This window comes from Pseudomonas plecoglossicida NBRC 103162 = DSM 15088 (assembly GCF_000730665.1).
Taxonomy (GTDB): domain Bacteria; phylum Pseudomonadota; class Gammaproteobacteria; order Pseudomonadales; family Pseudomonadaceae; genus Aquipseudomonas; species Aquipseudomonas plecoglossicida.
In genome coordinates, this window is sequence record NZ_BBIV01000059.1 from 13,078 (window position 1) to 27,866 (window position 14,789).

11 protein-coding genes are annotated in these 14,789 nt (G+C 64.0%); 9 read left to right on the forward strand and 2 right to left on the reverse strand.

The genetic code is table 11. The annotated features are described in order from the left end of the window. Window positions 1-47: 47 nt before the first annotated feature. On the reverse strand, window positions 48-1,304 hold the full coding sequence (gene icd, locus PPL01S_RS22770) for an NADP-dependent isocitrate dehydrogenase (RefSeq protein WP_028626203.1): 1,257 nt from the start codon (window positions 1,302-1,304) through the stop codon (window positions 48-50). A gap of 481 nt (window positions 1,305-1,785) precedes the next feature. Between icd and PPL01S_RS22775 the strand changes: the two genes are divergently transcribed. From PPL01S_RS22775 to PPL01S_RS22810, 8 genes are all read left to right on the forward strand, one after another. Beyond that, window positions 1,786-4,011: an NADP-dependent isocitrate dehydrogenase gene (locus PPL01S_RS22775; RefSeq protein WP_016392724.1), complete on the forward strand. Its 2,226-nt coding sequence runs from the start codon at window positions 1,786-1,788 to the stop codon at window positions 4,009-4,011. Window positions 4,012-4,197: 186 nt separating this feature from the next. Then, the gene (locus PPL01S_RS22780; protein ID WP_028626202.1) at window positions 4,198-4,638 is read left to right on the forward strand and encodes an NUDIX hydrolase; all 441 of its coding nucleotides are present in this window, start codon (window positions 4,198-4,200) and stop codon (window positions 4,636-4,638) included. A 59-nt stretch (window positions 4,639-4,697) separates the two neighbouring features. Beyond that, window positions 4,698-5,822 (forward strand): tRNA 2-thiouridine(34) synthase MnmA, encoded by a 1,125-nt coding sequence (gene mnmA, locus PPL01S_RS22785; RefSeq protein WP_016392726.1) that lies wholly within the window; start codon window positions 4,698-4,700, stop codon window positions 5,820-5,822. Then, window positions 5,819-6,445, forward strand: a complete 627-nt coding sequence (gene hflD, locus PPL01S_RS22790) for a high frequency lysogenization protein HflD (RefSeq protein ID WP_016392727.1) — start codon at window positions 5,819-5,821, stop codon at window positions 6,443-6,445. The genes mnmA and hflD overlap by 4 nt, the downstream gene beginning before the upstream one ends. A 214-nt stretch (window positions 6,446-6,659) precedes the next feature. Further along, window positions 6,660-8,030 carry an adenylosuccinate lyase gene (purB, locus tag PPL01S_RS22795; RefSeq protein WP_016392728.1) on the forward strand — a complete coding sequence of 457 codons (1,371 nt, stop codon included), beginning with the start codon at window positions 6,660-6,662 and terminating at the stop codon, window positions 8,028-8,030. Window positions 8,031-8,111: 81 nt separating this feature from the next. Continuing rightward, window positions 8,112-9,278, forward strand: coding sequence for a ribosomal protein uL16 3-hydroxylase (locus PPL01S_RS22800; protein ID WP_028626200.1), 1,167 nt, complete (start codon window positions 8,112-8,114; stop codon window positions 9,276-9,278). Next, on the forward strand, window positions 9,271-9,705 hold the full coding sequence (locus tag PPL01S_RS22805; protein ID WP_016392730.1) for a GNAT family N-acetyltransferase: 435 nt from the start codon (window positions 9,271-9,273) through the stop codon (window positions 9,703-9,705). Before PPL01S_RS22800 ends, PPL01S_RS22805 begins: the two co-directional genes overlap by 8 nt. A gap of 197 nt (window positions 9,706-9,902) precedes the next feature. Further along, window positions 9,903-11,867, forward strand: a complete 1,965-nt coding sequence (locus PPL01S_RS22810) for a DNA topoisomerase III (RefSeq protein ID WP_016392731.1) — start codon at window positions 9,903-9,905, stop codon at window positions 11,865-11,867. 25 nt (window positions 11,868-11,892) lie between these two features. On the opposite strand, the gene PPL01S_RS24960 is transcribed toward PPL01S_RS22810, so the two are convergent. Beyond that, a complete protein-coding gene (locus PPL01S_RS24960) occupies window positions 11,893-13,242 on the reverse strand; it encodes a lytic polysaccharide monooxygenase (protein WP_016392732.1) in 1,350 nt (449 codons plus the stop codon). A gap of 194 nt (window positions 13,243-13,436) precedes the next feature. Here PPL01S_RS24960 and PPL01S_RS22820 point away from each other — a divergent pair, with 194 nt between their 5' ends. Next, on the forward strand, window positions 13,437-14,726 hold the full coding sequence (locus PPL01S_RS22820) for an NAD(P)/FAD-dependent oxidoreductase (RefSeq protein ID WP_016392733.1): 1,290 nt from the start codon (window positions 13,437-13,439) through the stop codon (window positions 14,724-14,726). Window positions 14,727-14,789: the final 63 nt, after the last annotated feature.

Sequence of the window (14,789 nt, forward strand, 5' to 3'; positions counted from 1 at the left end):
CACGAAAACCGGCCGCCTCTTCTGCAGGCGGCCGGTTTTCAATTCCCTCACATATGTTTGATCATCTCATCCCCGAAGCCTGAACTGCTCACCAGCCTGGCCCCTTCCATCAGCCGCGCGAAGTCATAGGTCACGGTCTTGGCGGCGATCGCGCCATTGGTGCCCTTGATGATCAGGTCGGCCGCCTCGGTCCAGCCCATGTGGCGCAGCATCATCTCCGCCGACAGGATCACCGACCCCGGGTTGACCTTGTCCTGACCGGCATACTTGGGCGCAGTGCCGTGGGTGGCCTCGAACATGGCCACGGTGTCGGACAGGTTGGCCCCCGGCGCGATGCCGATACCACCCACTTCCGCGGCCAGGGCATCGGACAGGTAGTCACCGTTGAGGTTGAGCGTGGCGATCACGTCGTACTCGGCCGGGCGCAGCAGGATCTGCTGGAGCATGGCATCGGCGATGGCATCCTTGACCACAACCTCGCGCCCGGTCCTGGGATTCTTGAACTTCATCCATGGGCCGCCATCGAGCAACTCGGCACCGAACTCGTCCCTGGCCACCTCGTAACCCCAATCCTTGAAGGCCCCTTCGGTGAACTTCATGATGTTGCCCTTGTGCACCAGGGTCAGCGATTCGCGGTCGTTGTCCACTACATATTGAAGCGCCTTGCGCACCAGGCGCTTGGTGCCCTCGCGGGAGACCGGCTTGACGCCGATACCGCAGTCCTGGTCGAAACGAATCTTGGTGACGCCCATTTCCTCCTTGAGGAACTTGATCACCTTGTTCGCCTCGGGCGAACCGGCCTTCCACTCGATGCCGGCATAGATGTCCTCCGAGTTCTCGCGGAAAATCACCATGTCGACATCGCCAGGCTTCTTGACCGGGCTCGGCACGCCCTGGAACCACAGCACCGGGCGCAGGCAGACATACAGGTCCAGCTGCTGGCGAAGCGCCACGTTGAGCGAACGGATGCCGCCACCGACCGGAGTGGTCAGCGGCCCTTTGATCGACACCACGTAGTCTTTCACCGCATCCAGGGTTTCCTGGGGCAGCCAGGTGTCCTGGTCATACACCTGGGTGGCCTTCTCCCCGGCATACACCTCCATCCAGGCGATCTTGCGCTTGCCGCCGTAGGCTTTCTGCACGGCCGCATCGACCACCTTGATCATCACCGGCGACACATCGACGCCAATCCCGTCACCTTCGATATAAGGAATGATGGGATTGTCGGGCACATTGAGCGAATGGTCGGCATTGACGGTGATCTTGGCGCCGTCGGTCGGAACCTTGATTTTCTGGTATCCCATGCTTGCACTACTCCGCTTTCGGGTGTGATTGGACATCATGCGATCCAATGAGCCTAAACCACATCCGTCGACCTGCAAGGCCAGAACGCCCAGCCCCCCCAAACCCTGTGGGAGCCGGCTTGCCGGCGATGGCCCCACCACCGCCAACCCTGCGGCATCACACCGCATTGCCCCTACGTCTTTGGTCTTATAAATGGCGCCAATGTCACTTCGCCTTGCTGAATAGCCTGATTGGTTTGATATACTGCGCCGCGACCCAAGGGTCGTCGGGGCGAATCCCAGGAAAATGCGGCTCGCCCTTGGCCAGCAATGGCCAGAAGCCTGGGTTGTTACCGCAACTCAGCACTTGACGCTCGACTGATGCATCCACCATCACCGCTCGCAGCCTCTCGACTATCCGCTCATGGCATCGCCTGGGCGCAGCGCTTACCCTGCGCACCACGAGACTCGAGTACGCTCAGCACATAGAGAGTTAACCCGCATGCCCACCCGTTCCAAGATCATCTATACCTTCACCGACGAAGCCCCTGCCCTCGCCACCTACTCGCTGCTGCCGATCGTCGAAGCATTCACCGCTTCGGCCGATATCGCCGTAGAAACCCGCGACATTTCCCTGGCTGGCCGCATCCTCGCGGCATTCCCGGAGCAACTGGGCGCCGAGAAGCAGGTAGGCGATCACCTGGCGGAACTGGGCCAGCTGGCTACCACCCCTGAAGCCAACATCATCAAGCTGCCGAACATCTCGGCCTCGGTCCCGCAGCTGAAGGCGGCGATCAAGGAGCTTCAGGCCAAGGGCTTCAACATCCCTGACTACGCCGACGAGCCGGCCACCGCCGAAGAAAAGGAATCCCGCGCGCGCTACGACCGCATCAAGGGCAGCGCCGTGAACCCTGTTCTGCGCGAAGGCAACTCCGACCGCCGCGCCCCACTGTCGGTCAAGAACTACGCGCGCAAGCACCCGCACAAGATGGGCGCCTGGGCCGCCGACTCCAAGTCGCATGTTGCCCACATGAACAATGGCGACTTCTACGGCAGCGAGAAGGCCGCACTGATCGAGGCTGACGACAGCCTGCGCATCGAGCTGGTCGGCAAAGATGGCAGCACCACCGTGCTGAAAGAAAAGACCGCCGTCAAAGCCGCCGAAGTCATCGACTGCGCCACCATGAGCCGCAAGGCCCTGAAAGCCTTCATCACCGAGCAGATCGCTGATGCCAAGGCCTCCGGCGTGCTCTTCTCGGTCCACCTGAAAGCCACCATGATGAAGGTCTCCGACCCGATCATGTTCGGCGTCATCGTCGAAGCGTTCTACGGCGAAGTGCTGGCCAAGCACGCCGCTGCGCTGACCGAAGCCGGCTTCAATGCCAACAACGGCATCGGCGACCTGTACGCCCGCATCAAGGACCTGCCAACTGACAAGCAGGCCGAGATCGAAGCCGACATCCAGGCCCTGTACGCCGAGCGTCCGGCCCTGGCCATGGTCAACTCCGACAAGGGCATCACCAACCTGCACGTACCGAGCGACGTCATCGTCGACGCCTCGATGCCTGCAATGATCCGCGACTCGGGCAAGATGTGGAACACCGCCGGTGAACTGCAGGATGCCAAGGCGATCATCCCGGACCGCTGCTACGCCGGCATCTACCAGGCCACCATCGAAGACTGCAAGGCCAACGGCGCCTTCGACCCGACCACCATGGGCAGCGTACCGAACGTTGGCCTGATGGCGCAGAAGGCCGAAGAGTACGGCTCCCACGACAAGACCTTCCAGGTCAAGGCCGACGGCGTCGTACGCGTGGTCGACAGCAAGGGCAAGGTCGTTCTGGAACAGAACGTCGAAGCCGGTGACATCTTCCGCATGTGCCAGACCAAGGACGCGCCGATCCAGGACTGGGTCAAGCTGGCCGTCAACCGTGCCCGCCTGAGCAACACCCCGGCGGTGTTCTGGCTGGACCCGGCCCGCGCCCACGACGGCGTGATGATCGAGAAGGTGCAGCAGTACCTGAAGGATCACGACACCACTGGCCTGGACATCCGTGTCCTGGCGCCGGTCGATGCCATCAAGTTCTCCCTGGCCCGCATCCGCGAAGGCAAGGACACCATCTCGGTGACCGGCAACGTGCTGCGCGACTACCTGACCGACCTGTTCCCGATCATGGAGCTGGGCACCAGCGCCAAGATGCTGTCGATCGTGCCACTGATGAACGGCGGTGGCCTGTTCGAAACCGGCGCCGGCGGTTCGGCACCGAAGCACGTGCAGCAGCTGGTCGAAGAGAACTTCCTGCGTTGGGACTCGCTGGGTGAATTCCTGGCCCTGGCCGCTTCCCTGGAGCACCTGGGCAACACCTACGACAACCCGCGCGCCAAGGTCCTGGCCAACACTCTGGACCAGGCCACCGGCAAGTTCCTCGACACCAACAAGTCGCCTTCGCGCAAAGTCGGTGGCATCGACAACCGCGGCAGCCACTTCTACCTGACCCTGTACTGGGCCGAAGCCCTGGCTGCCCAGAGCGACGACCTCGCCCTGCAGGCCCGCTTCGCACCGCTGGCCAAGACCCTGACCGAGAACGAAGCGACCATCGTCGCCGAGCTCAACGCCGTTCAGGGCAAGCCGGCCGACATCGGTGGCTACTACGCCCCGGATGCCGAGCTGACCGCCAAGGTGATGCGCCCAAGCCAGACCCTGAACAGCGCCATTGCCGCCCTGTAAGGTTCGCTTGAAGTAACAGCACAAACCCCGGCCACGCACCGGGGTTTGTGCTTTCTGGGAATAGGGGGCTGCTTTGCAGCCCAATCGCGACTTGCAGTCGCTCCTACAGGTGATCACCCCCCGTAGGAGCGACTGCAAGTCGCGATTGGGCCGCAAAGCGGCCCCAGGATCAAAAGGCCCCTGCAAATGACCTGGCAACCCCACATCACCGTCGCCACCATCGTCGAACACGAAGGCAAGTTCCTCTTCGTCGAAGAATTCAAGGCAGGCCAGCACGTCTTCAACCAACCCGCCGGCCACCTCGAACCCCACGAGACCCTGCCCCAGGCCGCCCTGCGCGAAACCCTCGAGGAAACCGCCTGGGAAGTCGAGCTCACCGGCGTGGTCGGTATCTACCTCTATACCGCCCCAAGCAACGGCGTGACCTACCAGCGCATCTGCCTCGCCGCCCGCCCGGTGCGTCACCACGAAGGCCTGGCCCTGGACCGCGACATCGTCCGCGCCGTCTGGCTGACCCGCGAAGAACTCCTGGCCGACCCCGCCCGCTGGCGCAGCGAACTGGTACCGCGCTGCCTCGACGACTACCTCGCAGGCCCGCTGCACAGCCTGGCGCTGCTACGCGACTGACGCGCCGCCCCGGATTTGCTAGAATCGGCGTTTTTCCCCCTTGATACACATCGGTAATCATGACCAGCCCAGCACTCAAAGACCCCGCCAAGACCCGCGTCATCGTCGGCATGTCCGGCGGCGTGGACTCTTCCGTCTCCGCCCTTCTGCTCATGGAGCAGGGCTACCAGGTGGAAGGGCTGTTCATGAAGAACTGGGAAGAGGACGACGGCACCGAGTACTGCACCGCCCGTGAAGACCTGGCCGACGCCCAGGCCGTGTGCGACCGCATCGGCATCAAGCTGCACACCGCCAACTTCGCCGCCGAGTACTGGGACAACGTGTTCGAGCACTTCCTCGAGGAGTACAAGGCCGGTCGCACGCCGAACCCGGACATCCTCTGCAACCGCGAAATCAAGTTCAAGGCGTTCCTCGACTACGCCCTGTCGCTGGGTGCCGACCTGATCGCCACCGGCCACTACGTGCGCCGCCGCGACACCGGCGAGATCACCGAACTGCTCAAGGGCCTGGACCCGAACAAGGACCAGAGTTACTTCCTGCACGCCGTCGGCGGCAAGGAAATCGCCCGCACCCTGTTCCCGGTCGGCGAACTGGAAAAGCCCGAAGTACGCGCCATTGCCGAGAAACATGGCCTGGCCACCGCCAAGAAGAAGGACTCCACCGGCATCTGCTTCATCGGCGAGCGCCGCTTCAGCGACTTCCTCAAGCAGTACCTGCCGGCCCAGCCAGGCGAAATCCAGACCACCGACGGTGAAGTGATCGGCCGCCACCACGGCCTGATGTACCACACCATCGGCCAGCGCCAGGGCCTTGGCATCGGCGGCCTCAAGGACGCCGGCGACGAGCCGTGGTACGTGCTGCACAAGGACCTGACCCGCAATGTGCTGGTGGTCGGCCAGGGTAACGAACACCCCTGGCTGTTCTCCCGCGCCCTGCTCGCCTCGGACATCTTCTGGGTCAACCCGATCGACCTGAGCAGCCCGCGCAAGCTCACCGCCAAGGTGCGCTACCGCCAGAGCGACCAGCAGTGCACCCTGGAGCGCACCGAACACGGCTACCGCGCCGTGTTCGACGAGCCACAGCGCGCCGTGACGCCCGGCCAGTCGGTGGTGTTCTACGACGGCGAGGTGTGCCTGGGCGGCGGCGTGATCGAAACCGCCGAGCCGTGGAGCCCGCGCGCATGAGCAACCTGCAGGAGCAATTGATTGCCCTGGGCGGTGTGTTCCAGGCCGCCGTGCTGGTCGACCGCATCGCCCGCACCGGCCAGGCCAGCGAGGCCGACATCGGCTGCATGCTCGGCAGCCTGCTGGTGCGCGACCCCAAGGACACCCTGGAAGTGTTCGGCGGCGACGACCTCAACCTGCGCGACGGCTACCGCGCACTGGTCGGCGCCCTCGAGCGCGACCCCAGCAGCCTGCAGCGCGAGCCGCTGCGCTATGCGCTGTCGATGCTCGGCCTCGAGCGCCAGCTGAACAAGCGCGGCGACCTGCTCGACACCATCGGCAACCGCCTGCCACAGATCCAGTCCCAGGCCGAGCATTTCGGCCTGGTTCACGAAAACGTCATCGCCTCCAGTGGAGCCTTGTACCAGGACACCCTGAGCACCCTGCGCCAGCGCATCCAGGTGCATGGCGACATGCGTTTCCTGCAGCAGGCCAGCAATGCCTCGAAGATCCGCGCCCTGCTGCTCTCCGGTATCCGCGCCGCGCGCCTGTGGCGCCAGCTGGGCGGGCACCGCTGGCAGCTGGTGTTCAGCCGGCGCAAGCTGCTCAACGAACTGTACGACATGATTCGCAGCCCTTCCTGAGGGAGGGGTTGACCGTTGCGGCCTCATCGCCGGCAAGCCGGCTCCCACACTCAAATGCGGTGCGATCCCTGTGGGAGCCGGCTTGCCGGCGATGAGGCCGGAACAGGCGACATACCTGTTTAAAGGCCCGACCTTTGGTCAGCCACCCGACCCGAGCGCATTTTTCATGTATGATATGCGCCCTTCCAAAAGCCTGACTGTCCGAGAACACCCCATGCAGCTTTCTTCGCTCACTGCGGTTTCCCCTGTAGACGGCCGTTACGCCGGCAAAACCCAGGCCTTGCGCCCCATCTTCAGCGAATTCGGCCTGATCCGTTTCCGCGCCCTGGTCGAAGTGCGCTGGCTGCAGCGCCTGGCCGCTCACCCACAGATCGGCGAAGTGCCGGCGTTCTCCGCCGAAGCCAACGCCCTGCTGGACAGCCTGGCCACCGACTTCAAGCTCGAGCACGCCGAACGCGTCAAGGAAATCGAGCGCACCACCAACCACGACGTCAAGGCGATCGAATACCTCCTCAAGGAGCAGGCCGCCAAGCTGCCTGAGCTGGCCAAGGTCAGCGAGTTCATCCACTTCGCCTGCACCAGCGAGGACATCAACAACCTGTCCCACGCCCTGATGCTGCGCGCCGGCCGTGACGACGTACTGCTGCCGCTGATGCGCCAGATCGCCGAGGCCATCCGCGCCCTGGCCCACGCCCACGCCGATGTGCCGATGCTGTCGCGCACCCACGGCCAGCCGGCTTCGCCGACCACCCTGGGCAAGGAACTGGCCAACGTCGTGTACCGCCTGGAGCGCCAGATCGCCCAGGTCGCTGCCGTGCCGCTGCTGGGCAAGATCAACGGCGCCGTGGGCAACTACAACGCCCACCTGTCGGCCTACTCGCAGATCGACTGGGAAGCCAACGCCCGCGCCTTCATCGAAGACGAGCTGGGCCTGGTGTTCAACCCCTACACCACCCAGATCGAGCCGCACGACTACATCGCCGAGCTGTTCGACGCCATCGCTCGCTTCAACACCATCCTCATCGACTTCGACCGCGACGTCTGGGGCTACATCTCGCTGGGCTACTTCAAGCAGAAGACCGTCGCTGGCGAAATCGGCTCCTCGACCATGCCGCACAAGGTCAACCCGATCGACTTCGAAAACTCCGAAGGCAACCTGGGTATCGCCAACGCGCTGTTCCAGCACCTGGCCAGCAAGCTGCCAATCTCGCGCTGGCAGCGTGACCTGACCGACTCCACCGTGCTGCGCAACCTGGGCGTGGGCTTCGCCCACAGCGTCATCGCCTATGAAGCCAGCCTCAAGGGCATCGGCAAGCTGCAAATCAACGAAGCCCGCATCGCCGCCGACCTGGACGCCTGCTGGGAAGTCCTCGCCGAGCCGATCCAGACCGTCATGCGCCGCTTCAACATCGAGAACCCCTACGAGAAGCTCAAGGAGCTGACGCGTGGCAAGGGCATCACGCCAGAAGCGCTGCTGACCTTCATCGACGGCCTCGACATGCCTGCCGAAGCCAAGGCCGAACTGAAGCTGCTGACCCCCGCTACCTACATCGGTAACGCGGCAGCCCAGGCCAAACGCATCTAAGCTGACCGTCGCGTTCAACGCCCGGCCTAGCCGGGCGTTTTTATTCCCGGACGAAAATTACGTTTTTTCAATAGGTTGAACATGAATCCTGATACTCCACTGCAGCTGCTCGGCGGCATCTCGGCCCGCGAATTCATGCGCGACTACTGGCAGAAGAAGCCACTGCTGGTGCGCCAGGCCTTCCCGGACTTCGAAAGCCCGATCGACCCCGACGAGCTGGCCGGCCTGGCCCTGGAAGAGGAAATCGAGTCGCGCATCGTGCTCGAGCACGGCGCCCACCCATGGGAACTGCGCCGCGGCCCGTTCAACGAAGACACCTTCGCCGAGCTGCCGGAGCAGGACTGGACCCTGCTGGTACAGGCCGTGGACCAGTTCGTGCCGGAAGTCGCCGAGCTGCTGGAGCACTTCCGCTTCCTGCCAAGCTGGCGCATCGACGACGTGATGATCAGCTTCGCCGCCCCCGGTGGCAGCGTCGGTCCGCACTTCGATAACTACGACGTGTTCCTGCTGCAAGGCCACGGCAAGCGCAACTGGAAGATCGGCCAGATGTGCAACAGCGACAGCCCGCTGCTGCCCCACGCCGACCTGCGCATCCTCGCCGAATTCGAAAAGAGCGGCGAATGGACCCTGGAACCCGGCGACATGCTCTACCTGCCGCCGCGCCTGGCCCACTATGGCGTGGCCGTCGACGACTGCCTGACCTACTCGGTCGGCTTCCGCGCCCCGAGCGCTGCCGAAGTGCTCACCCACTTCACCGACTTCCTCGGCCAGTTCCTGCCCGACGAAGAGCGTTACAGCGACGCCGACGCCCAACCTGCCAGCGACCCGCACCAGATCCAGCACGACGCCCTCGACCGCCTCAAGGCGCTGCTCGACAAGCACATGGGCGACAAGGACCTGCTGCTGACCTGGTTCGGCCAGTTCATGACCGAGCCGCGTTACCCTGAGCAGGTCGTCGGCGAAGAGCTGAGCGAGGAAGAGCTGGTCGAAGCCCTGGAAGACGGCGCGATCCTGATCCGCAATCCGAGTGCGCGCATGGCCTGGTCCGAGCTCAACGACGACCTGATGCTGTTCGCCAGCGGTCGCAGCTGCCCGCTGCCGGCCAAGCTGCGCGAGCTGTTGAAGCTGGTCTGTGCCGCCGACGCACTGCACATCGACAATCTCGGCGAATGGCTGCAGGATGAAGATGGCCTCATGCTGGTACAGCAACTGATCAAACAAGGAAGCCTGGGATTCGCCAATGAATAAGATTCGTGTGCGCCTCGCCGACTGGCAGAAAGACAACGCCGACATCCGCCGCATCCGCGAGGCCGTATTCGTGGCCGAGCAGCATATTCCGCCGGAGCTCGAGTTCGATTCGGAAGACCAGGAAGCCCTGCACTTCCTGGCCCTGGAAGGCGATTACCCAATCGGCACCGCGCGCCTGCTGGCGGACGGCACCATCGGGCGCATCTCGGTACTCAAGGACTGGCGCGGGCTGAAAGTTGGCGATGCACTGGTCAACACCGTCATCGTCGAGGCGCAGAACCGCGACCTCAAGCAGCAGATGCTCAGCGCCCAGGTGCACGCCACGCCGTTCTATGAGCGCCTCGGCTTTCGCGTAGTCAGCGAAGAGTTCCTCGAAGCGGGCATCCCGCATGTGGACATGGTCCGCGACTCCTGCGAGATCGCCTGATCCCCAGGTGTTGGCCCCATCGCCGGCAAGCCGGCTCCCACAGGGCCCCTGTGGGTGCCGGCTTGCCGGCGATGAGGCCAGTGCAGACAATCACATCCAGACCAGCAAAACCTGTACATCCATCCAGATAAAACTTGCCTCCGCGCCCCCGCTTGCGCATCCTAGTGCCCATCACTCCCGATGAAGCGTTCCCGGCCATGCGCCTGTTCCTCTGTGAAAAACCCTCCCAGGCCAAAGACATCGCCAAGGTCCTCGGCGCCCAGCGCAAGGGCGACGGCTGCTGGCTAGGCACCGACGTCTGCGTGACCTGGTGCATCGGCCACCTGCTGGAAACCGCCCCACCCGACAGCTATGACGAACGCTACAAGCGCTGGAACCTGGCCGATCTGCCGATCATCCCGGAAAAATGGAAGATGCAGGTCAAGCCCAAGACTGCCAGCCAGTTCAAGGCCGTCAAGCGCCTGCTCGGCGAGGCACGCGAGCTGGTGATCGCCACCGACGCCGACCGCGAGGGCGAGATGATCGCCCGCGAACTGGTCGAGCACTGCCGCTACCGCGGCCCGATTCAACGGCTCTGGCTCTCGGCACTGGATGACGCCTCCATTCGCAAGGCCCTGGCTCGGCTGCTGCCCGGCCAGGAAACCTTCAACCTCTACCACTCGGCACTGGGCCGCTCGCGCGCCGACTGGCTGATCGGCATGAACATGAGCCGCCTGTTCACCCTGCTGGGCCGCCAGTCCGGCTACCAAGGAGTGCTGCCGGTAGGCCGGGTGCAGACCCCGACCCTGCGCCTGGTGGTGGACCGCGATCGCAGCATCGCCGATTTCGTACCCGTGCCGTTCTGGGCCATCGATGTGCAGCTCGAGCATGCCGGCCAAGGCTTCAACGCCCAATGGCGCGCACCGGAGGATGCCTGCGACGATCAGGGCCGCTGTCTCAACCAGGCGTTGGCGCAGCAGGCCGCCGGTGACATGTTCAACCCCGGCACGGCCCGGGTGCTCAAGGTTGCCACCGAGCGGGTGCGCGAGGCCGCGCCGCTGCCCTTCGACCTCGGCACCCTGCAGGAGCTGTGCTCGAAGAAGTTCGGCCTCGGCGCCCAGGAGACCCTGGACATCGCCCAGGCCCTGTACGAAACCCACAAGCTGATCACCTACCCGCGCAGCGACTGCGGCTACCTGCCACTCACCCAGCACAGCGAAGCGCCGGCGATCCTTGCGGCGCTGCAGCGCGCCGATGCCAGCCTCGCGCCGCTGCAGGCGCACCTCGAACCCCAGCGCCGCTCGCGGGCCTGGAACGATGCCAAGGTCAGCGCCCACCACGGCATCATCCCCACCGCCGCGGCCAACGACCCTTCACGTCTGCCAGCCAAGCACCGGTCCGTGTACACCCTGATCCGCGCGCGTTACCTGGCGCAGTTCCTGCCCAACCACGAATACGACCGCACCCAGGCCGAATTCGACTGTGCCGGCCACGCGCTGCGCGCCGTGGGCAAGCAGATCGTCGAGCCAGGCTGGCGCCGTGCCCTGCCCGAGGCGCTGACCCCGGCCAAAGGCCGCGAGGCGCCACCGGCGCAGGTATTGCCCGTGTTGCGCGAAGGCCAGGACTGCACCGTGCAGAACCTGCAACTGAAAGACTTGTGGACCCAACCGCCCAAGCCGTTCACCGAAGGCGACCTGATCAAGGCCATGAAGAACGTCGCCAAGCTGGTGGACGACCCGCGCCTGAAACAGAAGCTCAAGGAGACCACCGGCATCGGCACCGAGGCGACCCGCGCCAGCATCATCCAGGGCCTGCTCGACCGCGGCTACCTGGTCAAGAACGGCAAGGCACTGGCCGCCACCCCTGCCGCGTTCAGCCTGATCGACGCCGTGCCTCGCGCGATCGCAGACCCCGGCACCACCGCCATCTGGGAGCAGGCGCTGGACATGGTGCAGAGCGGCGAGATGAGCCTGGAGGAGTTCGTAGCGCGGCAGTCGGCCTGGATGGGCAAGCTGGTGGAGCGCTGCCGTGGTCTGCGCATGACCATCAGCGGGCCAGCGGTGGGCAAGACAGCGCCGTGGAAAAAGAAACGCCGCAGTGACGCAAAAGGCAAAAGCGCTGCCGGCCCGGCCAAGGCTACCGAAGGCAAACCAAGGCAGGCCCGGCGCAAGACGGCGAAATAACCCTCCACCGCCTTGCGGGTTGGCGTTATGGGTGATTTGCCCAAAGCGTTTCGGACGTAGGGAGCCCAGGCGCCCAATCCTCTGCATATGCCGTGTGCGATTGGAGACAACGCCAGGTGGCACCGACATGGCTGACAAGCCCACCCAAGGTATACGACTGATTCAGCTGCCAGGCCGGATAATCGCTCTCCCCCGCAGTCTTGACCAACAATTCATTGCTCGGAGCCGACACTCGACCCTCATCATCAACCGCCTCGACGTAGTAGCTGTACGCAGTGTCCGGCTGCAGGCCGCGGTCCGTATATTGCGTCTGGTCACCTGCAGTGCGCACGACCAGCTTGGTATCGCGATAGATCTGATAGTGCTTAATCGGCGATGCCCCCGTTGATGCACCCCACATCAGGCTGCTGCTATCGGTGGTTTGCCCCATCGAGTGCAGGTGCTCCGGCGCGGTAGGCACGCCGCCTTCGCCCAATGTGCGAACCACGATAGGTGTGGCTGGCAAGGACGCAGCACCCTCGACATCGATTGCGATGATGGAATAGTGATACGTCGCATCCGCCACCACTGTACTGTCATGCCAGCGGGTAGCCGAGGCAGGTACTTCGAACGTATCGGTGCCATTGCGGATCAAGCGGTAGCGTTCGATCGGCTGCGGCCCACTGGAGGGTTGCCAGCTCAAGGTCACACGCGAGTCGCTTACCTCATCCGCCGTCAACCCCGCCGGCGTGGAAGGCCGCTCAACACCCTGGCCAGCCTCGAACTGCAGGTCTACCACGTGGTAGAACGCATTCGGCGAGTTTGCCACCTCCCATACTGCAAGCAGCACGTGGTAACCCTCGCGCTCAGGCAGCGTCACCTCGTGCGTGGTAGGCGAGACGGGCTCCATTGCTTCGCCATGCTGCCAGAACGGCTGCAGGTCTATCTGCACAGTATGAAAAGGCTCTGCCTCGAACTGGTCGCGGGACAACACTTGGGCACTGTCCCAACCTGGGCGGGTAATGAAGTAGTTCCAGCGGCGGGTTACGTGGTTCGCGGAAAAATACCAGGATATGTCCAGGCGCTCGCCACTACGAACTTCGTGTTTGGTCCAATGGTCACCGGGCTGATCGAGCAACGCCCCGGTTGCCTGGTTGGCACTGGCAATCTTGCCGTCCGGTGGCGGCAGCGCATTGACTACATCGTCCTTGGCGAACGGGTCTGGCTGGCCACCTGCACTGTGTGGAAAGAACTTTCCCGATTCACGCTGATTCAACGCGCCTTCATCGATCTCCCCTGCCTGCCAGGCCAGATAGGCCCGGGAAGGCGGGGTGAACACATGCCCATGACGCAGGGTGATCGACCTGCTGGCAACTTGTTGTCCATGTCGTTCCATCGTTGGTTCCTCAATTGGATTTCACGGAAATTGACGGTGAGTGGCGTCGGCCGCTCGCCTTCTCTTTTTAAGCAACCGAACCTTGATGAGCTACACGTAGATCTGATAGGCAGGAAGCCTTTCCGTTGGCGAAATGAAAATTACCTGTTAGATTTTCATGAAAATAAACACAATAAATTTCACGAGGCTCTGGTATGTTCAAGCAGTCCGCCCAGCATGTCGCCACTTACTACGCCAAGACCTACCCCGCCACCATTGCTCTGCGCCCTACCCTGCAAGGCCGACACGACACCGAGGTGCTCATCATCGGCGCCGGCTTCAGCGGCCTGCACACCGCCCTGCGCCTGGCGCTGGCCGGCAAGCGCGTGACCCTGGTGGAAGCCAGCCGGGTGGCCTGGGCTGCTTCTGGACGCAATGGTGGCCAGGCGCTGCTGGGCTGGTCGTGCGACATGCCGCCGCTCGAGAAAGCCTTGGGGGTGGAGCGCACCCGGCGCCTGTGGGACAGCATGTGCTGGGCCGCCGACGAGATGCGTGAGCTGCCACAACGGCATGGCTTCGACATCGACTACCGGGTCGGCAGCCTATGGACATCGGTGCTGCCGCGCCGGGTGAAATTACTGCAAGAGGCGCTGCAGGACGCCGAGCAAAAGTGGGGTTATGGCGACCTGCGCCTGATCGGCCGGGACGAACTGCCGCAATGGATCGACAGCCCGCGTTACCAGGCCGCGCTGTACGACGCAAAGGGCGCGCACCTCAACCCGCTGAAGCTGGCCCAGGGCCTGGCCGCCACCTTCGAGGCCGCTGGCGGGAAAATTTTCGAACAAAGCCACATACTGGACTACCAGCCTACCGCCAATGGCTACGTCGCCCGTACCGAGCATGGCGAAGTGCACGGTGAGGTGCTCGTCCTGGCCTGCAACGCCTACATCGACCGGCTCGACCGCAACCTGTCGCGCCGGTTGCTGCCGGTGGGCTCGTACCAGGTGGCCACCGCGCCGCTGGAACCCGAGGTCGCCCACTCGCTGCTGCCGCGCAACAGCTGCGTGATCGACAACCAGTTCGTGCCCGACTACTTCCGCCTCACGCCTGATCACCGCCTGCTGTTCGGCGGTGGCTGCACCTACCTGGGCGGCATCCCAAAGGATGTCGCCAGTGCCACCCGTCCCTATCTGGAACGGGTTTTCCCACAACTGACGGGCGTGGCCATCGACTACGCCTGGGGCGGCCATATCGACTGCAGTATCCAGCGCACCCCGGACGTCGGCCGCGATGGCCAGCGTTACTGGCTACAGGGCTTTTCCGGGCATGGCGTGCTGCCGACCCTGGCCGCGGCGCGGGCGGTCAGTGATGCGATCCTGGGTGACAACGAACTGCTGAGTTTGTATCAGGGCATCGACAATGGGCGCTTCCCTGGCGGTGACTTCCTGGCCGCGCCGCTGGAGGCTGCCGCCAAGGCCTGGTACCGGATGCGTGATCGCGTCTGAAGACCTGTTCTGGCCTGATCGCCGGCAAGCCGGCTGCCACAGGTACACCACCGTACCTGAACC